Source organism: Bradyrhizobium sp. 147, assembly GCF_023073935.1.
Taxonomy (GTDB): domain Bacteria; phylum Pseudomonadota; class Alphaproteobacteria; order Rhizobiales; family Xanthobacteraceae; genus Bradyrhizobium.
This window is the reverse complement of record NZ_JADPKL010000024.1, coordinates 256,974-278,661: the sequence shown is the minus strand read 5'-3', so window position 1 is coordinate 278,661 and position 21,688 is coordinate 256,974. Positions and strand designations below refer to the sequence as shown.

Sequence of the window (21,688 nt, the reverse complement as noted above, 5' to 3'; positions counted from 1 at the left end):
TGGCAGCAATCCGGCTTCGGTCCGATTGCCTTGCTCGGGCGTTTCCTCCCTTGACTTGGGCCGCTTGCCATCCAAGCGGCTCTTTCTTTTTGGGCGGGTCCTAAGTCCGCATCTGCATGATGTGGTCCATCGGTGGCATGTTGGCGTTCAGATGCGCCATAATCCAGACCGTTCCTCCGACCACCAGGAAGACAACCAGAAGCCCGAAGGCGAGCGCCAGCACGTTATTGGTGTTGTCCGGACCTGTGGTGATGTGCAGGAAGAACACGAGATGCACGCCCATCTGTGCGATCGCGAGCACGATCAGCGCGACAGGGATCGACGGCTGCCAGACCAGATCCGTACCGGCGATGAAGAACGACGTCGCCGTGAGCAGCAGGGCCAAGACAAGACCGACGACATAACCGAGGATGCGGGTGCCGACACTGTGTTGCTCTTCCTCGCCGGGCGCGAGGTCGTGTTTGACTAACCCATGGGTCTGATCACTCATGGCGCGCTCCCGAGCAGGTAGACCACGGAAAACACCGCGACCCAGATGATGTCGAGCGCGTGCCAGAACAGCGCAAAGCACATCATCCGCCGCAATATGTCGGCGCGAAAGCCCTTGGCGAACACCTGGGCCATCATGGTGAGCAGCCACAGCACTCCGGCCGAGACGTGCAGGCCATGACACCCGACCAGCGAGAAGAACGCGGTCAGGAACGCGCTGCGCGACGGGCCATAGCCACGGGCGACGAGGTCGGCGAATTCGCGGAACTCGATGGCGAGGAATATGAGGCCGAGCACACAGGTCACGGCCATGCCGAGATAGAACCAGAGCCGGTTGCGCACGTCGGCGGCAATGCTGGCCATGCCGCAGGTGAAGCTCGACAGCAACAGGCAGACCGTTTCGATCGCCACGTTCTTCGGCTCGAAGATCTCCGAGCCCTTCGGGCCGCCGGCGGTCTGGCCGGCCAGCACCGCATAGGCCGCAAAGAAGCAGGAGAACATCACGATGTCGGAGAGCAGGAAGATCCAGAAGCCGTAGGCGGTCACGATCCGCTTCGGCGCGGGTCCGGGATGCTCGATGATGAGCCCGATGTGATGTGGATCGGCGTGGGCGCGGCCGGCCGTGGCGGTCATCGACATCAGACTGCCCCCGCCATGCTGACGAGGCTGCGCCGCTCCTCGAGATTGATACGGTCGATGCGGGCGACCTCATCGGCCGGGATGACGTATTCGTCATGGTCGCGCCAGGCGAACACGACGAAGGTCGCGAAGGCACCCAGGCCGCCCAGGATCACCATCCACCAGATGTGCCAGATCAGCGCAAAGCCCATGATGGTGGCGAAGAACGCGCAGACGAAACCGGTGGGAGAATTCCGAGGCATCTCGATGTCCTGATATTCCGGCTCTTCGTGCTCGAGCAGTTGCTGCTTGGCGTGGGCCTTCATCTCCCAATAGGCGTCCTCGCCGCGCACGTCGGGGTGGAACGCGAAATTGAACACCGGCGGCGGCGACGAGGTCGCCCATTCCAGCGAGCGGCCGTCCCAGGGATCGCCGGTGCGGTCACGCAAGGCCTCGCGGTTGCGGATGCTGACCACGATCTGCACGATCTGGCAGATCACGCCGATCGTCAGCACCGCCATGCCCACCGCCGCCACCAGCATCCAGGGCCGCCAGGCCGCGACATCGTAATGCTGCATGCGCCGCGTCATGCCGAGCATGCCGGCGACATAGAGCGGCATGAAGGTGATGAAGAAGCCGAGGAAAGTGAACCAGAACGCAGCCTTGCCCCAGCGTTCGTCGAGGCGGAAACCGAACGCCTTCGGAAACCAATATTCGAAGCCGGCGAAGGCGCCGAACAGCACGCCGCCGATGATGACATTGTGGAAGTGCGCCACCAGGAACATGCTGTTGTGAAGCATGAAGTCGGCCGGCGGCACCGCGAGCAGGACGCCGGTCAATCCGCCGACGATGAACGTCACCATGAAGCCGACCGCCCACAGCATCGGCGTCGCAAAACGGATGCGGCCGCCATACATCGTGAACAGCCAATTGTAAATCTTCACCCCCGTCGGCACCGCGATGATCATGCTGGCGATGCCGAAGATGGCGTTGACGTCGGGGCCGGCACCCATCGTGAAGAAATGATGCAACCACACCATGAAGGAGATGACGCAGATCGCCATGGTCGCGAGCACCATCGAGCGATAGCCGAACAGCGCCTTGCCGGAGAAGGTCGAAACCACCTCGGAGAAGATGCCAAAGGCCGGCAGCACCAGGATGTAGACCTCGGGATGCCCCCAAGCCCAGATCAGGTTCATGAACATCATGACGTTGCCGCCGGCCTCGTTGGTGAAGAAGTGGAAGCCGAGGTAACGGTCGAGCAAGAGCATCGCCAGCGTGGCGGTGAGGATCGGGAACGCGGCGACGATGAGGAGGTTCGAGGCCAGCGTGGTCCAGCAGAACATCGGCATGCGCAGATAGTTCATGCCCTTGGTGCGCAGCTTCAGCACGGTGGTGACGAGATTGATGCCGGCGACCAGCGTGCCGACGCCGGAGATCTGGAGTGACCAGGCGTAATAGTCGACGCCGACCCCGGGCGAGTAGGACAGTTCTGAGAGTGGCGGAAAAGCGAGCCAGCCGGTGCGCGCGAATTCACCGACCACGAGCGAAATATTGACCAGCAGTGCGCCGGTCGCGGTCAGCCAGAACCCGACCGAATTGAGCGTCGGGAACGCGACATCGCGCACGCCGAGTTGGAGCGGCACGATCAGGTTCATCAGCCCGATCACGAACGGCATCGCCACGAAGAAGATCATGATGGTGCCGTGCGCGGAAAAAATCTGGTTGTAGTGCTCGGGCGGGAGATAGCCTTGCGACTGGTAGGCGACCGCCTGCTGGATTCGCATCATGATGGCATCGCTGCCGCCGCGCAGCAGCATCACCGAGGCCAGCAGCACATACATGACGCCGATGCGCTTGTGATCGACGCTGGTGATCCATTCGCTCCAGAGATAGGGCAGATGCCCCCTCACCACGACCCAGGCCAGCACGCCCAGGATGGCAACCAGCACCACCGCGCCGGCGACGAGCGGAATCGGCTGATCGAACGGAATGGCGGACCAATCGAGCTTACCGAGCATCGTGGCCTCCACTGTGCGACCGGCCGGCTTCGGATGCCAGCTCCGGTCCAGGACCCGGCGGAATGTGCTGGGTTGCGATCAGGTCGAACAGGCGCGGATCCTCGAGCCGATAGGTCGGCCGGCTCTTCTCGACCCCCTGCTGCATCAGCTTCTTGTAGCTGTCCGCATTCAGCACGGCATCGGTCTTCGCGGTGGTCGCCACCCAGTCCGGAAAAGCGAGCGGCGAGATCACGTTGACGTCGAACATCATGTCGGGGAAGCCGTCGCCGGAGAAATGCGCCGACAGGCCCTGGAGCCTGCCCTCGTGGTCGGCGCGCAAGTTCAGCTTCGTCACCATGCCGTTCATGGTGTAGATCATGCTGCCGAGTTGCGGGATAAAGAACGTGTTCATCACGCTCGACGACGTCAGCTGGAAATTCAGCTCGGCGCCGGCCGGCACCGTCAGCGTGTTGACGGTGGCGATGCGCTGATCCGGATAGATGAACAGCCATTTCCAGTCGAGCGAGACGGCCTGGATGCGCACCGGGCTGCCGGTGCCCGGCACCGGTGCTGCGGGATCAAGCTGATGCGAGCCAATCCAGGCGACGCCGCCGAGCAGGATGACGGTGAGCGCAGGGATCGCCCACACCACCATCTCGACGCGCCCGGAATAGACGAAGTGGGGCTGGTAACGCGCTTTCGGATTGGACGCGCGAAACCAGAACGCGAAGCCGAGTATCGCGGCGATGGTCGGCACCACGATCACGAGCATGATGAAGACGGAATCGATCAGGATGGTGCTGTTGGCCGCAGCCACAGGCCCTTGCGGATCGAGCAGATTCATCGGCAAGCCACTGGCGGTTGGAAAGCCCCGGGACAGAGCCTAGCGCGGGAAAGGCTCCGCAACAAACGCTGCGACCTCAGAACGGTTCCTGAACCGCTGGGGTCAGCCATGCGCGGTCGGCCGGCCGCAACATGCAATCGCATGTGATGTCAATGACATGAACGCGGGAGCGGCGCCCTTCTCTCCGGTCGAGGCGATTGCTAATCTGCACGAAAATATTGGATCAACAGGATCCGGGCCCGGGAGTAAACCGAGATGCGCTTGAAGGACAAGGTTGCGATCGTCGTCGGCGCGGGGCAGAGCCCGGGCGAGGGCATGGGCAACGGCCGCGCCACTGCGCTCACCTTCGCGCGGGAGGGTGCCAAGGTCCTGTGCGTCGATCATCATGTGGACTCGGCGCAGGAGACGGTCGCGATGATCACGGCGAAGCAGGGCACAGCCGCAGCCTTCAAGGCCGACGTGACCAAAGCCGCCGACATCAAGGCGATGGTCGCGGACGCGCAATCGCGCTGGGGCCGGATCGACGTGCTGCACAACAATGTCGGCGTCAGCCTTGCCGGCGGCGATGCAGAATTGTTGCAACTGACCGAAGAAGCGTTCGACCGCGTCGTCGCCATCAATCTGAAGAGCTGCATTCTCGCCGCGAAAGAGGTGATCCCGATCATGCGCACGCAGAGAGACGGCGCCATCATCAACATCTCCTCGATGGCGGCGATCACGACCTATCCTTACGTCGCCTACAAGGCGACGAAATCGGCGATGATCGCCTTCACCGAACAGCTCGCCTACCAGAATGCCGAATACGGCATCCGCGCCAATGTCATTTTGCCCGGCCTGATGAACACGCCGATGGCCGTCGATACCCGCGCCCGCGAATGGCACAAGACCCGCGCCGAAGTCGAAGCCGAACGCGACAGCAAGGTGCCGCTGCGCAGGAAGATGGGCACCGGATGGGACGTCGCGAATGCCGCGCTGTTCCTGGCTTCAGATGAAGCGAGCTTCATCACCGGCGTGACGCTGCCGGTGGATGGCGGTGCGAGCGTGAGACGGGGGTAGGGTTCTCTGTCACCTTCTCCGCTTGTGGGAGAAGGTGGCGCGAAGCGCCGGATGACGGGTTCTCTCCAATCGCCCAACCGTTCGTGAGGATGGAGACCCCCTCACCCGTCTCGCCGCTTCGCGGCGAGCCACCCTCTCCCACAAGGTCCCACAAGGGGAGAGGGGCAGCGTCACGCGGCGCGCTCAGCGCGAATATGTCACCCGCCAGATCGTGCCGTTGCCATCCTCCGACACCAGCAGCGATCCGTCCTTCGCCACAGCAACGCCAACCGGCCGTCCCCACACTTCAGTGTCGCTCACGACGAACCCCGTGACGAAATCCTCGTACTCGCCCGTCGGCTTGCCGTCCTTCATGCGGATGCGGATCACCTTGTAGCCGGTGCGCTTCGATCTGTTCCAGGAGCCGTGCTCGGCGGCGAAGGCGTCGCCCTGATACTCGGGCGGAAACTGCGTGCCCTGATAGAAGGTCATGCCGAGCGAGGCCGAATGCGGCTGGATCAGCACGTCCGGGACGGTCACCTTGTCCTTGAGGTCCGGCCGCGCGCCGGCGTGGCGCGGGTCTTCATTGTTGCCGATATAGAACCAGGGCCAGCCGTAGAAGCCGCCCTCCTTCACACTGGTCACGTAATCGGGCACGAGATCGTCGCCGAGGCCGTCGCGCTCGTTGGTCGAGCACCAGGGCAGCCCAGTCTGCGGCTGGATCGCAAGACCAACGCAATTGCGCAGGCCCGTGGCGTAGATCTTCCGCTCCTTGCCGTCGGGATTGAAGGCCAGCACGGCGGCGCGCTCCGTCTCGCTGGCCCAGGCAGCGCCAAGCGGTTGCGCTTTCGACCACGCCTCCAATCCACCCGGCGGCGTGCCCATGCCCTCGGCGACGTTGCTGAGCGAGCCAACCGACACCAGCATGCGTTTGTTGTCGGGCGTGAACACGATGTCGCGGGTGGAATGTCCGCCGTCATGCGGCAGGCTTGCCACGATCGTTTCCGCCTTGCCGCGTGCCTTGAGATCGCCGGCCTGGTAGGGAAAGCGAACGACGCTGTCGGTGTTGGCGACATAGACCCATTGCGGGTTGTCACCGCCCGGAAAGAAGGCGATGCCGAACGGCTGCCTCAGGCCGCCGGCAAACACCTCGTTGGTCGCGGCCTTGCCGCCATCGCCCGCGCGCAGCACGCGGATGGTGCCGGCCCGTGTTTCCGCGACGAAGACATCCCCATTTGGCGCGACCCGCACGATGCGCGGCGCGCGCAGGCCTTCGGCGAACAGCTCGATCTTGAATCCGGCCGGGACCTGGAGCGCGGCCTCCGCTGGACGCGACACCACACGCGACGAGCTCGCAACGGAGCGCGTCGCGCCGGGCCTGACCAGATCCTGTGGTCGGATCAACCTGACCGTGCCGGGCTTGTCGGCCCGCCAATCGCCGTAGGCATCCTTGCCCTGCAGCACCGGCTCACCTTGTGCGCTGGTGGCAGCCGCGACCAGCAATCCCGCGAACATCGCAACGGACCATATTCTGTTCTTCACGTCTTCCTCCCGGCCTGCGCGTCTCAAAGGTCAATACGCAAACGATCCGCGAACGTTCTGCGGCAGGTCATGCGCCTGCCAAATCCGACGTCAGTTCATGCCCGCACGATGGGCATCAGCCGCGGCCCATCGTACTGGAAAATGCGGCTGATCGGTGCGACACATTGCTGGGGCGCGACTGCCGGTTGTTCAAAGCTGCGGCATTGGTGTCGCGACCGATTGGGGTGATCATGTGGGGATCCGTCTTATCGGAATGGGCCAGCCTGCTGCTACGCTGGCTGCACGTGGTGGCGGCGATTGCCTGGATCGGCAGTTCCTTCTACTTCATCGCCCTCGACCTCGGCCTCAGGCCCAAGAGCGAGCCACCGGGCGACTTGCCTGACGGCGTGCAGGGCGAAGCCTGGCAGGTCCATGGCGGCGGCTTCTATCGGATCATGAAATATCTGGTCGCACCGAGCCAGATGCCGGACGAGCTGACCTGGTTCAAATGGGAGGCCTACACCACCTGGCTGTCCGGCTTCGCGCTGATGGTGGTGGTGTATTATCTCGAGGCCGATTTGTTCCTGGTCGACAGATCGATCCTCGACCTCACGCCGTTCCACGCCGGCCTGTTCAGCTTCTTCAGCCTCGCGCTGGCGTGGCTGCTTTATGAGGCTGCCTGTCGCACCGGGCTTGCGCGGCGCGAGCTGCCCTTTGCCATCGGCGGCTATCTGTTCCTGGTCGCGCTGACCTACGCCTTCACGCATGTGCTGAGCGGTCGCGGCGCCTTCAACCAGATCGGCGCGATCATTGGCACCATCATGGTCGCCAACGTCTTCGCGCTGATCATCCCGAACCAGAAGAAGATCGTAGCCAGCCTGATCGCTGGACAGGCGCCCGATCCCGGGCTCGGCAAGGCCAGCAAGGAACGCTCGGTCCACAACAATTATCTGACGCTGCCCGTGGTCGTGCTGATGATCAGCAACCACTATCCCCTGCTCTACGCCACGCGCTTCAACTGGATCATCGTCGCGATCATCCTGGCACTCGGCCCGGTGATCCGCCACTTCTTCAACGCGCGGCATGCGGGGCGCAAATCGCCGTGGTGGGTGTGGGGCGTGGCAGCGGTTGGCGTGATCGCGATCCTGTTCCTCTCCGCCGCCGGACCGCGCAACGTCAAGACCAGCGCCCTGCCGGCGCAGCCGACGCTCGCCGATGTCAAGGAGATCGTGATGTCCCGCTGTAGCATGTGCCACGCCGCCGAGCCGGTCTGGGCCGGTATCGTCGCCGCACCGAAAGGGATATTGCTCGACGCGCCCGAGCACATCCATCGCAACATCCGGCTGATCGGCCGCGTCGCGGCTTGGTCCAATGCGATGCCGCCGGGCAACATCACCGAGATGACCAGTGAGGAGCGCGCCATCCTCGCCGCTTACATCGAGCAGGCCCGTTGATGCCGCCGCGCATCGACAGCATTTCGCAGAATGAAATTTCCGCATGTTTCGCTGAATTGAAAATGACTTGACCGTCTATCAGGCGTAGACAGGACCGGCAGCCGCCGGAGCGGCCCAATTCAGCTCGCAATCGGGGAAAGAACAGTGGCCCTCAAGAACGTCATCGGTATCGACCACGCCGTGGTCATGGTGAAGGACCTCGACAAGGCCGCCGAGAACTATCGGCAGCTCGGCTTCACCGTCTCCCCGCGCGGCACCCACAGCGTCCATATGGGCACGGGCAACTACACCATCATGTTCGATCCCGACTATATGGAGCTGCTCGGCGTGCTCGCTACGACCGAGCTCAATGCCCCGGCGCGCGCTTTCCTCGACAAGCACGGCGAAGGCATCGAGCGCATCGCCTTCACCGCGGTCGATTCCGCCGCAGGCGCCGAAGAGATCCGTGCACGGGGCCTGGAGCCGATCGGCCCGACCGATTTCGAACGGCCCGTGACGCTGCCGAATGGCACGGTCTCGGCGGCAAAATTCCGCACCTTCATGTGGCCGACCGTGGAGGCGCCGGGCGGCGTCCGCATCTTCGCCTGCCAGCACAAGACCCGCGAGACGGTGTGGATTCCTGAATTGATGAAGCATGCCAATGCAGCCAGGCGGATCAAGCAGACGCTGATCGCAACGCGCGAGCCCGCGAAAGAAGCTGCGCATCTCGGCCAACTGATCGATCGCGAGCCGAAGGCAGAGGCGGACGGCGCGGTCACCGTGCCCTCCGGCGGCGATCGCGCCGATTTCGTCTATTTGACGCTGGACCAACTCGGCAAGCGCTATCCCGGCGTGCCGCTCGCGGGCCTCTCCGAGCGCGGCGGCGCGGCGCTGGTGCTCATCAGCGGCGACCTCGCGGCAACCGAGAAGGCGCTCGGTTCGGCAGCCATGCGCAGCCGCGACGCGATCTGCGTGCCGCCGGCCAAGGCCAACGGCACCCTGCTCGCCTTCGTTGCCGGCTGATCTGAATCAATTCTTTAACAAGCCTACCGGCAGCCCTGGTATTTCCCGGCTGTTTAGCGTTCAGCGTCCAAGCCAGCCTTCCAGACGGTGCTGCAGCCCCGGCGATGCCGCCGAGATCGCGATCCGCAAGATTTCCGAAAGATCAGTTCGAGGTCCGCCCGCCGGTCGGTCTGCTCCGCTGCTTGGAGGAGGATTCCGTCGGCGCATCGAGGAAGACGACGGGGGTACCGCGCTTCACGTTCTCGCCGAGCACACGAGCGTCCCAATTGGTGAGCCTGATGCAGCCGTGAGACGCGGACTTGCTGACCCTGTCGGGCTCTGCCGTTCCATGAATGCCGTAGCCCTGCGCCGACAGGCCGATCCAGTACGAACCCACCGGATTGTTCGGCCCCGGCTTGATGTCGAACGGCCTTTTGGATTTGACGCTCTTGAACTTGTACTCGGGATTGTAGTGATAGGTCGGCTGCTCGTTGGTGCCGGTTACCTTCAGCGTCCCCGTTGGCGTCGGGCGATCCGGACTGCCGATTGACGCCGGATAGAACGCGATGAGACGACCGGTGTCATCGAACGCCTTCAGTGTTGCGTTGGTCTTGTCGATCTCGACCCGCGCAATGCGCGGAAGCTCCCGTCGCGCCGGAACATTGGCCACGACAATCGTCTCACCGGCTTTGTCGAAGGCCTTTCTTGGATTGAGCGCCTTCAACAGCTCCTCGCTCATGTGGAATTTTTCCGCGAGCCCTTCGAGCGGACTGGTGTAGCTCAGCGCCTGCAGCGACTTCATGTCATCGAGCTTGGCCGGCAGCTTTTTGAGGAACGGCCCCTTCACATCTGCTTCGGTAATCTTGTAGTCGACGACGACAGGACCTTCGCTCGCCGTGCTCAGCCTCTCCCAGAGCTCCGGTGCTATGCCCGTGTCGGATGCGATCCCGTTCTGCTCGGCGAATGCCTTCAGCGCCTTCTGCGCGTTCTCGCCGAACTTGCCGTCGATCTGGCCGGGAGAGAATAGCGCACGATCGAGCAGGATCTGAAGCTTCAACACCGAAGCGTTGATCTTGTCGGTCGCCGGTTGCTTTTCAGGACGCGCAGCATCGTTCACCGCTGCTGCATCGAGATTGCCCGCGAATGCCGGGCAGAGCAACCAGAGCGACATCACCGCGCCAAGCATCCATCGCACCATGATCGCTCGTCCCAGCTCGCAACAGCGATCCGCAAACCCGCGGAGAGTTTCTCTGTGGGAACACCGTAGTAGCACCGACGGAACCCATGAGACCGCAGCTTTGCCGCAATCGCGCGATTAAGAACTCCTTATCGCCGGCGCATCGCTGGCCGCTCACCCCACAGTTCGAGGTTGTCCCAGTAATGCGATTTGTCGTCGCGGCTTGCGCCGCATTTCTGATTCTGATGTGCGATCTCGATCCGTCGGCGTCCCGGCAAACATCAACATTCGACACCACTGTTCTTCAGAACAATCATGCCTCGCCACTTGTTCCGGTGGTCGAGCTCTTCCTTGCCAGCGTGCAGGCGATCGAGCTCGCCAATGCACGCGCGGCCTATGAGGAGAAGAGCGATCCGCCGCGCGCGACCGAAACCGTCGCCGAGGGGCCCGTTTCACCGACAGACCGGTTCTGCCACGCGCTTCGTGAGGCGGCCGAAGCCAGCGGCATTCCGGTGCCGTTCTTCGCGCGTCTCATCTGGCAGGAGAGCCGCTTCAAGTCCAACGAGGTTAGCCACGCCGGCGCGCAGGGCGTCGCGCAATTCATGCCCGAGACCGCCGCCGAGGTCGGGCTCGACGATCCCTTCGATCCCATGAAGGCGCTGCCGGCATCGGCAAAATTCCTGCGCAAGCTCCGTGACGATTTCGGCAATCTGGGCCTCGCGGCCGCCGCCTACAACGCAGGCCCCGGCCGCATCCAGAAGTGGCTTGCAAAGGAGAGCGAGCTGCCGCGCGAGACACGCGACTATGTCCGCATCATCACCGGGACCAGGGCCGACGACTGGACCGAGCGCGCGGAAGCGCTTGCGATCCGGATCGACCTGCCGCGCGAAGCGCCGTGCGAAGGCGTCGGCAGCCTCTCAAAAGCCAAGGATGTCGCCTGGGTTCCGGTCAACCTGACGCCTTCGGTCACGACCATCATTCGCAAGGGCGAACAGCTTGCCGCGCGGCTGACCGCAAACCGCGCCCGCAAGCGGTTCGCGACCTTGCTGCGGAAGAACACTTCGGCTCACGGCAAGGCGCGCAGCATGATTGCAGCGCGCGCGGCCGCAAAGAGCGCGAAGGACCGCGCTATCCGTTTCGCCGCGCGCGAACGAACTTCGGGCTGATGCTCCGATTCGGAAGCCGCTCGATGGAGCGACTTCCGATCGGCGGGAGGCTAGTCGATCTCCTCGATCACGCGACGCTCGCGCGGCTCGATGACGTAGGTCCGCGTGTCACGGTGGAGGTAGCGATATTCCCGCAGGTCCGGCGCATCGCGATAGACGGTGCTCGGAAATTCTTCCACCTCGACGCTCTCAGGAACGCGGTCGCCGACGCGAAACTCGGTGCGTGCCGTGCTGCCGGTGGTCTGCCGTTCGCTCCGTCCTTCGGTGCGGGTCTTCACATGCTTACGGATCGCTTCACGATCGCGATCTGAAAACTTGCTCGCGCTACGCTCGCGCGTGGTCGTCGTCGTTGTTGCGGTGGACTGCCCCGAATATGGCAGCACCGTCACGATCTTGTAGGTCGCCGGATCGACCACGACGATCTGATCCTTCACCAGCGCGAAGCTGTAGCCGCGATATTGCGGCACGATCTCGACGACGTCAGGCGGCAATGTCGAGAGATGCACGTCGCGCGGCACCACGGTGCCGACATTCAGCGAGAAATTCACGTTGGTCAGCGGCCGCACGTTCAGGCGCGAGATTGAGGTACTGATCTTGGTCTCCTGCTGCTTGTTGAGGTTGACGTCGGTCTGGGCGGCCGCCTGTGAATTGGTGCCGGACCGCTCGCCCTGCGCCTGATTGCTGGCTGGCGCATTCGGCGACTGTTGCGCCTGGTTGGCCCCAGATGCCGCGGGCGCCTGCTGAGCCTGATTGGCCGGCGGCGGATTGGACCGATCCTGCGCCTGGTTGGTGTTCGCCGGTGGCGGGTTGGCGCCCTGCTGCGTCGCAGGCTGGTTGCCGGCCGTGTTCGAGCCTGCCGTGCCGCTCTGCGGCCGCGTGGACGTGTCCGTGCTGTTGGCAGCATTGGAGGTCCCGGAACCGGAGTTCGCAGGCCCGGAAGGCGGTGCGCTTGTCTGCGCATTCTGCGCCGAGTGTCCTGTCGGCGGTGATTGCTGCGGTTGCGATGTAGTCGACTGCTTGTCAGCCGCGCCCGATGGCGAGGTGGTGGACGGCGCGGTGGAATTTGATTGGGATTGCGGTGTCTGCTCGGACTTCGTGGTCGTGTTTGGCGATTGCGCAAGAGCGGCGCTCGCCAGCACCAGCCCTAAGGCGGTGGTTGCCAACAGGCGGATCATGGTTCACTCCATTTTATCAAATGAACATTGGCTACCAACTTGTATTACAACCCTCGGTTCCACTTTTTCCCGAGAGACGGACAGACCCCGCCACGGAACTGCGATGCCATCGAAGAGCGCCGGGATCATCGCCTATCGGAAGGGCCGCAGGCTCGAGGTTCTCCTGGTTCATCCCGGAGGCCCGTTCTGGCGCAACAAGGAACTCGGTGCATGGTCGATCCCAAAGGGGGAGTATGCGGACGAAGAAGAGGCGGAAATCGCCGCGCGGCGGGAGTTTGCCGAGGAGCTTGGACTCGAGCTGTCCGTGCCGCTGATCGCGCTTGGAGAGGTCAGGCAGCGCGGCGGCAAACTCGTCACCGCGTTCGCAGCCGAGTTCGACATCGACACGCGCAGCATACATAGCAACACGTTCGAGATGGAATGGCCGCCACGCAGCGGCAAACGGCAGACCTTCCCGGAGGTCGACCGTGCCGAATGGTTCACCCTCGAAGAGGCGCAGGCGAGGATCAACGCAGGACAACGCCCGCTGCTTGATCGGCTGAAGCGACTGGCCGGCGGCGAATAGGGGCCGTGGCGATGACGGCCATTTCAAGCCAAGCAGACTTTCCTATTCCGCCTTGATGTTCGCGGCCGCCACGACGTCGGCGAGCTCCTTGGTCTCCTTCGCGATCTTGGCGGCGTACTCGGTCGGGCTGAGCACACTGACCACGCCTTGCGAGCCGAGCTTATCCTCGACCGCCGGATCCCTGGCAGCAGTGATGATCTCCCGGTGCAGCGTCTCCAGGATCGGCGCGGGTGTCGCCTTCGGCATGAAGAAGCCGACCCAGAACGAGATATCGAAGCCGGGATAGCCGGCTTCCGCAACGGTCGGCACATCAGGCAGCGACGGCAGCCGCTCGGCTGAGGACACCGCGAGGGCGCGCAGCTTGCCGGCCTTCACCAGCGGCACCGCGGAGAGCGGATCGAACACCGCCAGCACCTCCTGAGCGAGCAGGGCGACCTCGGACGCCGAACCTCCGCGATAGGGCACATGGATCATCTTGATGCCGGCCTTCTGGCCGAGCAGCTCCATGGCGAGATGCGCGAGGTTGCCGTTGCCGCCCGAGCCGTAGGCGAGCGCGCCGGGCGCGGCCTTCGCGGCGGCGACGAGATCGGCCAGCGATTTGATGTTCGTCGTCTTGGGATTCTCGGGATTGACGACGAGCACGAGCGGTGCCGAGACCACCGTGGTGAGCGGCGCGAAGTCCTTCTCCGGATCGTAGCGGATATCCCTGAACAGCGTCTTGTTGAGCGTGATCGTGGACGAATTGCAGGCGAGGATGGTGTAGCCGTCCGCGTCCGCGCGCGCGACGCCTTCGGCCGCGATCATGCCGTTGGCGCCGGCGCGGTTCTCGACCACGAAGGGCTGTCCGAGCTTGTTGCTTAAGCGATCGCCGATGATGCGCGCGACGACGTCGACCGGGCCGCCGGCGCTGAAGCCGACCATGATCTTAACCGGCCGCGCCGGATATTTCTGCGCGAGCGCCTGTGTCGTCACGCACAATCCGGCGACAATCGCCAGCAGGCGAAGCGTTCGTTGCATTCGTTCCCTCCCCAGACCTCGTCGCGCCGCTTGTGCATGCTTGTTGGCGCGACGCGCTCGTAGTTCATGATGGGCGGCTCCGCCAAAATTCGCAATCACGTTTGCACGCAGGCATTCCGCCGCGCGGCACGAGAGAGCAGCTCTGCAACGAAAAATGCGAAAACAACCCATGCACAGTAGCGGACCGCTGTCGGAACAAGGGCTTGCGCAGCACGAGCGGAATTTCTGGTATTGCGAAATCGAATTGACTCGTCGGGCAAAACACTGGCAGAATGGCATCATCGCAGCAGCCGTGAGCGTCCAGGCCGTTCCAGCCCCCGGGCACATCGAGCTGGTTGCGCATAAGCCCTTCATCGACATCTGAAAATCGCAATCACCGCGCGCCCAGCGTGACGCGCCTTCGCGCGGCAAGCGCTCGCGCCTCTTCGGCCAAGGGATCCAGGACATGACGACATCTCTCAATTGCACCAGCACGGCACCCGCCGCGGCAACAACGGACCGCGGCAGACCCACGCCTCGCATCAAGCTCACCCGACGGCGCTTGACGATCCAACATCCCGACCCGCAAGCCGGCGAGCGGCTGCTGGCCGAGGCGCTCGGTGCCGTCGATCGCGACGCGCTGCATGGCATCCTCAAGCAATTGCTCAAGGCCAGCGTGATCAACCAAAAGCCGGACGAGGCCAATCTCGCCTTCATGATCTCGATGATGAAGAGCATCGGGCCTAGGGATTCCATCGAAACCATGCTGATGGCGCAGATGGTGTCCGTCCACGTCGCGGCGATGCGCTCCGCCTTTCGCCTCGCCCTCACCGACAATCTTCAGCAGCAGGAAGGCATCACCCGCGCATTGACCCGGTTGGCCCGCACGTTTGCAGCCCAGACCGAGGCGCTCAGCCGCCACCGCAGCAATGGCGAGCGCGCCATCACGGTGCAGAACGTGTCGGTGCAGGACGGCGGCAGCGCTATTGTGGGCAACGTCACCCAGCATGCGAGCGTGATCGTGGCGCAGCCAGGCGCGGCGGAGGCAGAAACGGCGCCGGCACGCGAGGGCGGACAAGACGGACTCGGCGTGGAAAATGACGCGAGCGCATGAGCAGCGAGCACGTCCGCAACACGGATGCAATGCAGTCGAGCCCGCGCTGCGGCGCACGGACGCGCAGCGGCACCGTCTGTCGTGCGCCGGCAATGCACGGCAAGGTCCGCTGCCGCATGCACGGCGGCGCACGGAGATCCGGCGCGCCGAAGGGAAATCAGAATGCGCGGAAGCACGGAATGTTCACAAAGGATAGTGTCGCCGAGCGACGGCAGGTTCAGGTCTTGCTGGATGAAGCATGGAAGCTTCTGAATGACTTAAAGTAAGTTGCAGTGCGCCCCACGCGCCAGATGGTCCGTGGCAGGTCAGTCAAATGCGCTGTCGCTCCCGAGAAACCTGCCATGGGCACGCCATCGCCACGTCATGAATTCGTCGCCTTCGGCGACCTGCTCCCGGAGGAACGACCGCCAGCGATTTTTGTTGGCGGCCTATCAGCGATGGAGGTTTCCAATGAGAGTTAGCGACGCAATGACCCACGACGTGCAGCTTTGCACACCCCAAGACACCATCAGGGAGGCCGCCGAGGCGATGGCGACGCTCAATGTCGGGCTGTTGCCGGTCACCGACGATGACCGCCTGGTCGGCATGATCTCAGATCGCGATATCGCCACGCGAGGTGTCGCGATGGGCTTGGGACCGGATGCGCCGGTCCGTGACGTCATGACGGCAGACGTCAAATATTGTTTCGACGACCAGGACATCGACGAGGTCACCCGCAACATGGCCGACATCCAGGTGCGGCGGCTGCCCGTGCTCAATCGAGACAAGCGGCTGGTCGGCATCATCTCGCTCGGCGACATCGCCGTGTGCAAGCCGGGCGACGGTGCCGCGAAGGCGCTGCATGGGATTTCACAGGCAGGCGGACAGCACGCGGGCGCGATCTCCGGCTGAAGCACCGTCGCGCCTCTCGAGGCGTTCGAAGGGGCAGCAAGATCAGCCAGAGCCGGGCGGCGTCGCGAAGGAAGTGGACAGGCTGCCCGGCTGCGCGCCGAGCCAAATGGACGAGCGTAGGAGAACCGGCATGGGAACCGAGATGGCCTGGGTCGGCAATTGGCGAAATCAATTCGGCTCCATCTTGCGCATCACTGATGATGCGAACGGCCGCATCGAGGGGAATTTCGAGACCGCGCTCGAAGACAGCGGCTTTTACGGGCAAGCGGTGCCGATCACCGGGTTTCACAAGGGCAATTGCATCGCCTTTGTCGCGGTGGGCTCGTCTGCGACGGGCGACCGGGCCGTCTCCTACACCGGACTGTTGCGTCACGGAAAGATGGAGACCGCCTGGGTCGTGATTGCAGACCAAGCGCTGAGCGCCTCCAGCGAGGGCGAGCCGGCGAAGCTGAAAGCGGTGAATTGGTGGCGCGCCGTGACAACGAACGTCGATACATTCGAACGGAGCTAGCGCTCAGCCCCGGATCCGACGATCCTGGCCGACAAATGACCCGACGGTGCCCCAAACGGTGCGCACATGTTCGATCTCGCGCCGAACGATGCACGGCTGCCGCCGCCGCCGCCAAGCCCGATCTCCACGCATCGAGCTAAATCCCCACCAGCGGCAGGGCTAGCGCGGCGTGATCTCATTGACGGCAGCAATCTGCAGCCCAGCCCCGTTCAGCGCTTCAGTGATCTGCTTGGCCAGCAGCTTGGCTTCTTCCGCTCCGATTTGGGCGTCAGGATGTCCCTTGAAGAACGCACAAATCGTCGTGGCTATGATGGTATTCACCTGGTGCGGATCAACCATTTGCTGCACGCGAAATTGCGAACGATTTCACCGGATCGGCGGTGCGTCAGCCTGCAGGACCGAGACCGTCATCGCAAGCCAAAGAACGAAAGAATGGCCGCGATCACAACGACTAGGCCTATGAGGTAAATCAGGCCGTTCATAGCAATTCTCCTTTTTCGACGGGATGACTCGAAATTTATTCGAGGGTCGTGGGCGCGTTCTTGGCATTACACTGCTGAACGGTGAGCTTTTCGAGCTCCACTTCCTTCTCTATGGCTGTTAGAGAGTTGCCGATCTTGTCGACGATCCTGACCAGATCGGTAGCTGAGATGCGAAGCCGCCTGCGTACAGACTTGACCTGCTCTGCGTTCGCAAGATCGAGCGTTGTGCGAATGGGCCGTGGCGGTTTTGAGGACAGCATGAGTAGGTCTCCTGACCGAGGTAAGAGCGACGATGTCTTTTTGGTTCCTGCGTCCGCCGACCGGAAGGCCACTCAAGAAGGGAAGTGAGTACGGCGAGGCGGCGAATGGCAGCCGTCGCAGGCGCCGCGGAGCCCGCTACGACAGGTTCAGATGGCTGCCCTTATCCGCGCGGCGTGACGCCATGGCTTGTTGCCGCGCCGCGAACGGTTTCGAAGCTAGCCCGTTGCAGCGCGGCTCGCCTCTCGGCAATGGCATTGCTCAAGAGGTCGAGCACCAGCCCGAATGCCGCGAGCTCCTCTTCCTCGATAGCACCGTCATCGTAGCACTCGAGCGTCTCGGCGATGATGGCATCGGCCTCACGCTGCAGGGCCAGTAGTTCCTGGTTGGATTCCGCGGTCCGCGCGCTGGAAACCATGGCCAGGATTCTCTTGCGATGGCTGGTGTTATCCTCCCTTTCGTCGCGGTTCAAATAGCGGCGCAACCAGGCGGCGGCCGAGCCGATTCCGGAGAGAAGCAGGAGCCCGAACCAGAAGTAATCGCCATAGCGATCGAGGAAGGTGCGTTCATTGCCGTCAATGACGGCGGCCGCTCCCCGATGTACCTGCAGCTCGGAGTCCTTCTCGAGGTCCGGCTTGGTGATGTGTGCCGCACCGGGGACCTGCCTCGCAATCGCCTGACGAACGGCAAAGAGCTGCCGGAAAAACGCGGCGACCGTCGTTTCGGGCAAGCTCTTTCTCGCCACGATGAGGTGGCTGACGCTGACCGTCTCAACTTTGTCATCCGGCCAAGCCGGATCAGCATTGAAGACGCTGGGCGGAATCTCCTCGGATTCATAGCGGGGGTGCTTCAGGGCGATCGCTTCCGATGTCTCGATGGGGAGAAACTTCGGCTCGCCGCGCACCCGCGCCGTTGCGGCCACCGCATCGGATGTGATCTTGCTGTCGAGGGGCCCGACCGCCATGAATGCATCCAGGGTGAGATCGCGTGCTAGTTCCTCGATTTGGTCAGTGCCAAATTGCGCCACCGCGACCTTGTCCGCCTGTACTCCGGACGCGCTCAGGATGACCCGCAGCAACGCGGCGTTCACCGGGGTCCGCCCGATCACGCCGACACGGCGTCCGGCGAGATCGGCGACTTCCTTGATTTTCGGCGAGGGTTTTCTTTTGGAGTTCTTGCCGGCAAGTCCAGACGGCGCCCATAGCACGACGAAATTCTTACGCACGACTGCAACGGTCTGCGCCTCGGCGGGCATTTCCAGATCGCCGCGGCCGACGGCAAGATCTGCCTTGCCCGCTCCAAGCAGGGCGAGAGACTCCACCGCCCCTTCGGTCTTGATCGGAGCCAGCCTGATCGTTCGGCTTTCGCTGCCGAAGGCATCGGCCATCGCCTGAATTGTTTTGTAGTCGTCGCTGCCCGGCGGTCCAACGGCGATCCGCAGAATGTCCGGCCGTAACGCATAATAGAGTGCACCCGCCGCGACGCCAAAAACAAGAAATCCAACGGCGAGGACCAACAGTAACGAATTGCTCCTTCTCCGCTCTCGGCGGGCCGCGTCGCTGGTCGTCTGACTTGGACTCTCGGACGAAGACATTGCCGCTGCTGCCGCAGATCATGGCGCTTCCTGCCTGGCAGGATACCACGTTTTTCCCGAGTATAACGTCCTGGCGTCCGTCCTGGTTCACAAACCGTCCGCAGCCTGAACGCCTGCCAAGCGCGTCGGCGTGACGGCCGGCGCTCGGCAAGCGCCATACTGATTGCCGGCTGTCTGCACCTGGTCATTTCGCGCGGTGATCCAGAAGCCACATTCCGGAATGAGGGGGTCCCGCTGCCGCCATTGGCGTCCGCCCGACGATCATGTACGCCGATCTGAAACCTTCCAGGGACGGGACGCTCATGACGACCGCTGCCACGGATGACGCGGGAGATGGCACCCGCGCGCTGATCTTCGCGCTGCTCGCGCTCGCCTGCGGGCACATGCTTTCCACGTTGCTGCGCACGATTCCTGCGGTCAGCCTCGACCTGATGGCGGCGGATTTCCATATCGAGCCGCAGGCGCTCGCCAGCCTCACCTCGGTCTATCCTTTCGCTTTTGCCGCGGCGCAGATCCCGGTCGGGGCGGCGATGGACCGCTTCGGTGTGCGCCCCGTTTCGCTCAGCCTGCTCGCGGGTACCGTGATCGGCGCCATCGCGTCGGGGTTTGCGGCCGGACCTGCGAGCTTTGCCGTCGGGCAGGTGCTGCTCGGCGTTGCCACCTCGGGCATGCTGATGTGCCCGATGACGCTGGCGGCCAAGCAATTGTCGGCAAGTCGCTTCGGCCTATGGTCTGGCGCGATCCTCTCGATCGGCAATATCGGCATGCTGTTGTCGTCGAGCCCGCTCGCCTTCGTGGTCGACACTTGGGGCTGGCGCGCCGGGTTCTGGATCTCCGCGGCTGGCGGCGTCGCGGTGGCGCTCGCCGTGGTCGCGCTGGTGCCGCACCAGGCGGCCGAGCACAAGGACGAGTCCTCGCCGCTGTCGCAGATGATCGAGGTGCTCCGGCTCGGACTGTCGCGGCCCCTGCGCGGCCTGATCGCACTGGCGCTGGTGTCGCTGGCGACCTCGCTGGTGCTGCGCGGCCTGTGGGGCGGGCCGTGGCTGATGCAGGTCAAGGACCTGTCGCGGGTCGAAGCCGGCAACCAGCTCGGCGCGTTCACGCTGGCGATGATCGCCGGCCCGCTGTGCATCGGTATGATCGACCGCAGGCTGGGCCGCCGCCGCGCGCTTGTGGCAGGCACGCATATGGTCGGGGCGCTGTTGTTAGCGCTGATGGCGTTGGGGGCACCGCATTACGCGGTCTCCGTGCTGTTCGGCCTTCCGGTGATGCCGCCGCAATACGATCTCGTGCTGTTCGTGCTCATTGGCCTTGCGACCTCTGCGCAGCCGCTGCTGTTCGGCATGTCCCGGCAGCTGGTCGATGCGCAGACAGCGGGCAAGGCGCTCGCAGCCGTGAACCTCGCGTTCTTTCTCGGCGCGGCCTTGATGCAGTCGGTCACCGGTGCGGTGGCGGCGCTCGCCGGGCTGCCGGCGGTGCTGCTGTTCATGGCTGCCATGCTCGCATTCGGCGTGCTGATCTTCTTGGCTTACACCGCGCCAAGCCCATAGGATGACGCGCCCCGCTCGCCAAAGGAATCATTCATGCCTGTCGACACCAAAGCCGCCACCGACCGCCTCATGCGCTTCCTCTCTGTCGAGGGCGTGACGGGACAGGAGGCGGCGATCGGGCGTGAGCTCGCGGCCGCGCTGAGGGAGAGCGGCGTGCCGGCGAAGGCGATCCGGCTCGACGATGCCAACACGCGCATTCCCGTGCCGACCGAGACCGGCAACCTCATCGTCGACCTGCCCGGCCGCGGCGCGCTGCACAACCAGCCACGCATCATGTTCATGACCCACATGGACACCGTGCCGCTCTGCGCCGGCGCCAAGCCGAAGAAATCGGGGCGCAAGATCGTGAACGAGGCCAGGACCGCGCTCGGCGGCGACAATCGCTGCGGCTGCGGCGTGCTGGTGACGCTGGCCGCGGAGCTTGCCAAGCAGAAGCTCGATCATCCGCCGATCACGCTGCTGTTCTGCGTGCGCGAGGAGAGCGGGCTCTACGGCGCGCGCCACGTCAAGCTCGACGAGCTCGGCGCGCCGGTGATGGCATTCAACTATGACGGCGGCTCGGCCTCCAACGTCGTCATCGGCGCGGTCGGCGCCGACCGTTGGACCGTCGAGATCTTCGGCCGCGCCTCGCATGCCGGCGTCGCGCCGGAGCGCGGCATCTCCTCGACGATGATCATGGCGGTCGCACTTGCCGAGGTGAAGGCCGGCGGCTGGTTCGGCAAGGTGGTGAAGGGCAAGCGGCAAGGCACCAGCAATGTCGGTCCCGTCACCGGCGGCGAGGGCCGCCCCGCCGGCGATGCCACCAATGTGGTCACAGACTACGTGCATGTGCGCGGCGAGAGCCGCAGCCACGACGGAAAATTCTTCAAAGAGATCACCAGGTCCTACAAGGCCGCGTTCGAGAAGGCCGCCAAGAAGGTCACCAACGCGCAAGGCAAGTCCGGTCGGGTCAAATTCAAGGCCGAGACCGACTATTATCCGTTCCGCATGAAGGAGAGCCTGCCCGTGGTCAAACGCGCGATCGCGGCGGTGTCCGCGATCGGCGGAACCCCGAACGTCCGCGCCGCCAATGGCGGCCTGGATGCCAACTGGATGGTCCGCCACGGCATTCCGACGGTGACCTTCGGCGCCGGCCAGAACGAGGCGCACACCATCGACGAGTGGATCAATCTTGACGAATACGACCGCGCCTGTGCGCTGGCCGTGCAGCTCGCGACGATGCGGTGAGCTGCCTTGCACGGTGCGCGCTTGCGGGGGCGCGCACATC

23 protein-coding genes are annotated in these 21,688 nt (G+C 63.9%); 12 read left to right on the top strand and 11 right to left on the bottom strand.

What is annotated here, in order from left to right; all coding sequences use genetic code 11:
• Nucleotides 1-100: 100 nt before the first annotated feature.
• The 4 genes from cyoD to IVA87_RS06915 are packed head-to-tail and all read right to left on the bottom strand — an operon-like array spanning nt 101 to nt 3,951.
• Nucleotides 101-490: a cytochrome o ubiquinol oxidase subunit IV gene (cyoD, locus tag IVA87_RS06930; RefSeq protein WP_247303125.1), complete on the bottom strand. Its 390-nt coding sequence runs from the start codon at nt 488-490 to the stop codon at nt 101-103.
• Entirely contained in the window at nt 487-1,128 is a 642-nt protein-coding gene (locus tag IVA87_RS06925) for a cytochrome (ubi)quinol oxidase subunit III (protein WP_247303127.1), read from the bottom strand. Before IVA87_RS06925 ends, cyoD begins: the two co-directional genes overlap by 4 nt.
• Nucleotides 1,128-3,128: a cytochrome o ubiquinol oxidase subunit I gene (cyoB, locus tag IVA87_RS06920; RefSeq protein WP_247333060.1), complete on the bottom strand. Its 2,001-nt coding sequence runs from the start codon at nt 3,126-3,128 to the stop codon at nt 1,128-1,130. The genes IVA87_RS06925 and cyoB overlap by 1 nt, the downstream gene beginning before the upstream one ends.
• Nucleotides 3,118-3,951: a cytochrome ubiquinol oxidase subunit II gene (locus tag IVA87_RS06915; protein WP_247303131.1), complete on the bottom strand. Its 834-nt coding sequence runs from the start codon at nt 3,949-3,951 to the stop codon at nt 3,118-3,120. The genes cyoB and IVA87_RS06915 overlap by 11 nt, the downstream gene beginning before the upstream one ends.
• Nucleotides 3,952-4,206: 255 nt before the next feature.
• Here IVA87_RS06915 and IVA87_RS06910 point away from each other — a divergent pair, with 255 nt between their 5' ends.
• Entirely contained in the window at nt 4,207-5,007 is an 801-nt protein-coding gene (locus IVA87_RS06910; protein ID WP_247303133.1) for an SDR family NAD(P)-dependent oxidoreductase, read from the top strand.
• 183 nt (nt 5,008-5,190) lie between these two features.
• Here the strand turns inward: IVA87_RS06910 and IVA87_RS06905 are convergent, their stop codons facing one another.
• Nucleotides 5,191-6,528, bottom strand: a complete 1,338-nt coding sequence (locus IVA87_RS06905; RefSeq protein WP_247303135.1) for a sorbosone dehydrogenase family protein — start codon at nt 6,526-6,528, stop codon at nt 5,191-5,193.
• Nucleotides 6,529-6,758: 230 nt separating this feature from the next.
• Between IVA87_RS06905 and IVA87_RS06900 the strand changes: the two genes are divergently transcribed.
• Complete coding sequence (locus IVA87_RS06900) at nt 6,759-7,961, top strand: urate hydroxylase PuuD (RefSeq protein WP_247303136.1); 1,203 nt, start codon at nt 6,759-6,761, stop codon at nt 7,959-7,961.
• A 144-nt stretch (nt 7,962-8,105) separates the two neighbouring features.
• Complete coding sequence (locus tag IVA87_RS06895; protein WP_247303138.1) at nt 8,106-8,963, top strand: VOC family protein; 858 nt, start codon at nt 8,106-8,108, stop codon at nt 8,961-8,963.
• A 142-nt stretch (nt 8,964-9,105) separates the two neighbouring features.
• On the opposite strand, the gene IVA87_RS06890 is transcribed toward IVA87_RS06895, so the two are convergent.
• Complete coding sequence (locus tag IVA87_RS06890; RefSeq protein ID WP_247303141.1) at nt 9,106-10,140, bottom strand: L,D-transpeptidase family protein; 1,035 nt, start codon at nt 10,138-10,140, stop codon at nt 9,106-9,108.
• A gap of 182 nt (nt 10,141-10,322) precedes the next feature.
• Here IVA87_RS06890 and IVA87_RS06885 point away from each other — a divergent pair, with 182 nt between their 5' ends.
• Nucleotides 10,323-11,285, top strand: a complete 963-nt coding sequence (locus tag IVA87_RS06885) for a lytic transglycosylase domain-containing protein (protein WP_247303143.1) — start codon at nt 10,323-10,325, stop codon at nt 11,283-11,285.
• A gap of 50 nt (nt 11,286-11,335) precedes the next feature.
• On the opposite strand, the gene IVA87_RS06880 is transcribed toward IVA87_RS06885, so the two are convergent.
• Nucleotides 11,336-12,460 carry a DUF1236 domain-containing protein gene (locus IVA87_RS06880; protein ID WP_247333059.1) on the bottom strand — a complete coding sequence of 375 codons (1,125 nt, stop codon included), beginning with the start codon at nt 12,458-12,460 and terminating at the stop codon, nt 11,336-11,338.
• Nucleotides 12,461-12,563: 103 nt separating this feature from the next.
• Between IVA87_RS06880 and IVA87_RS06875 the strand changes: the two genes are divergently transcribed.
• Nucleotides 12,564-13,025: an NUDIX domain-containing protein gene (locus IVA87_RS06875; protein WP_247303146.1), complete on the top strand. Its 462-nt coding sequence runs from the start codon at nt 12,564-12,566 to the stop codon at nt 13,023-13,025.
• 42 nt (nt 13,026-13,067) lie between these two features.
• Here the strand turns inward: IVA87_RS06875 and IVA87_RS06870 are convergent, their stop codons facing one another.
• Nucleotides 13,068-14,042 carry a tripartite tricarboxylate transporter substrate binding protein gene (locus IVA87_RS06870; protein WP_247333058.1) on the bottom strand — a complete coding sequence of 325 codons (975 nt, stop codon included), beginning with the start codon at nt 14,040-14,042 and terminating at the stop codon, nt 13,068-13,070.
• 154 nt (nt 14,043-14,196) lie between these two features.
• Here IVA87_RS06870 and IVA87_RS06865 point away from each other — a divergent pair, with 154 nt between their 5' ends.
• The 5 genes from IVA87_RS06865 (at nt 14,197) to IVA87_RS06850 (ending at nt 16,537) form a co-directional block, all read left to right on the top strand.
• Nucleotides 14,197-14,406, top strand: a complete 210-nt coding sequence (locus IVA87_RS06865; RefSeq protein WP_247333057.1) for a hypothetical protein — start codon at nt 14,197-14,199, stop codon at nt 14,404-14,406.
• An 81-nt stretch (nt 14,407-14,487) separates the two neighbouring features.
• Nucleotides 14,488-15,135, top strand: a complete 648-nt coding sequence (locus IVA87_RS06860) for a hypothetical protein (protein WP_247303154.1) — start codon at nt 14,488-14,490, stop codon at nt 15,133-15,135.
• Nucleotides 15,132-15,401, top strand: coding sequence for an HGGxSTG domain-containing protein (locus tag IVA87_RS35225; RefSeq protein ID WP_346658340.1), 270 nt, complete (start codon nt 15,132-15,134; stop codon nt 15,399-15,401). Before IVA87_RS06860 ends, IVA87_RS35225 begins: the two co-directional genes overlap by 4 nt.
• 184 nt (nt 15,402-15,585) lie before the next feature.
• Nucleotides 15,586-16,026 carry a CBS domain-containing protein gene (locus tag IVA87_RS06855; RefSeq protein WP_247333056.1) on the top strand — a complete coding sequence of 147 codons (441 nt, stop codon included), beginning with the start codon at nt 15,586-15,588 and terminating at the stop codon, nt 16,024-16,026.
• 130 nt (nt 16,027-16,156) lie between these two features.
• Complete coding sequence (locus IVA87_RS06850; RefSeq protein ID WP_247333055.1) at nt 16,157-16,537, top strand: avidin/streptavidin family protein; 381 nt, start codon at nt 16,157-16,159, stop codon at nt 16,535-16,537.
• A gap of 159 nt (nt 16,538-16,696) precedes the next feature.
• Here the strand turns inward: IVA87_RS06850 and IVA87_RS06845 are convergent, their stop codons facing one another.
• From IVA87_RS06845 to IVA87_RS06835, 3 genes are all read right to left on the bottom strand, one after another.
• Complete coding sequence (locus IVA87_RS06845) at nt 16,697-16,876, bottom strand: hypothetical protein (RefSeq protein WP_247279223.1); 180 nt, start codon at nt 16,874-16,876, stop codon at nt 16,697-16,699.
• 178 nt (nt 16,877-17,054) lie between these two features.
• The gene (locus IVA87_RS06840; protein WP_247303160.1) at nt 17,055-17,279 is read right to left on the bottom strand and encodes a DUF3606 domain-containing protein; all 225 of its coding nucleotides are present in this window, start codon (nt 17,277-17,279) and stop codon (nt 17,055-17,057) included.
• A 161-nt stretch (nt 17,280-17,440) separates the two neighbouring features.
• Nucleotides 17,441-18,871, bottom strand: a complete 1,431-nt coding sequence (locus IVA87_RS06835) for a TAXI family TRAP transporter solute-binding subunit (protein ID WP_247303163.1) — start codon at nt 18,869-18,871, stop codon at nt 17,441-17,443.
• A gap of 302 nt (nt 18,872-19,173) precedes the next feature.
• Between IVA87_RS06835 and IVA87_RS06830 the strand changes: the two genes are divergently transcribed.
• Nucleotides 19,174-20,421, top strand: a complete 1,248-nt coding sequence (locus IVA87_RS06830) for an MFS transporter (protein WP_247303165.1) — start codon at nt 19,174-19,176, stop codon at nt 20,419-20,421.
• 33 nt (nt 20,422-20,454) lie between these two features.
• Nucleotides 20,455-21,648 (top strand): M20/M25/M40 family metallo-hydrolase, encoded by a 1,194-nt coding sequence (locus tag IVA87_RS06825; RefSeq protein WP_247303167.1) that lies wholly within the window; start codon nt 20,455-20,457, stop codon nt 21,646-21,648.
• The last annotated feature ends 40 nt before the right edge of the window (nt 21,649-21,688 follow it).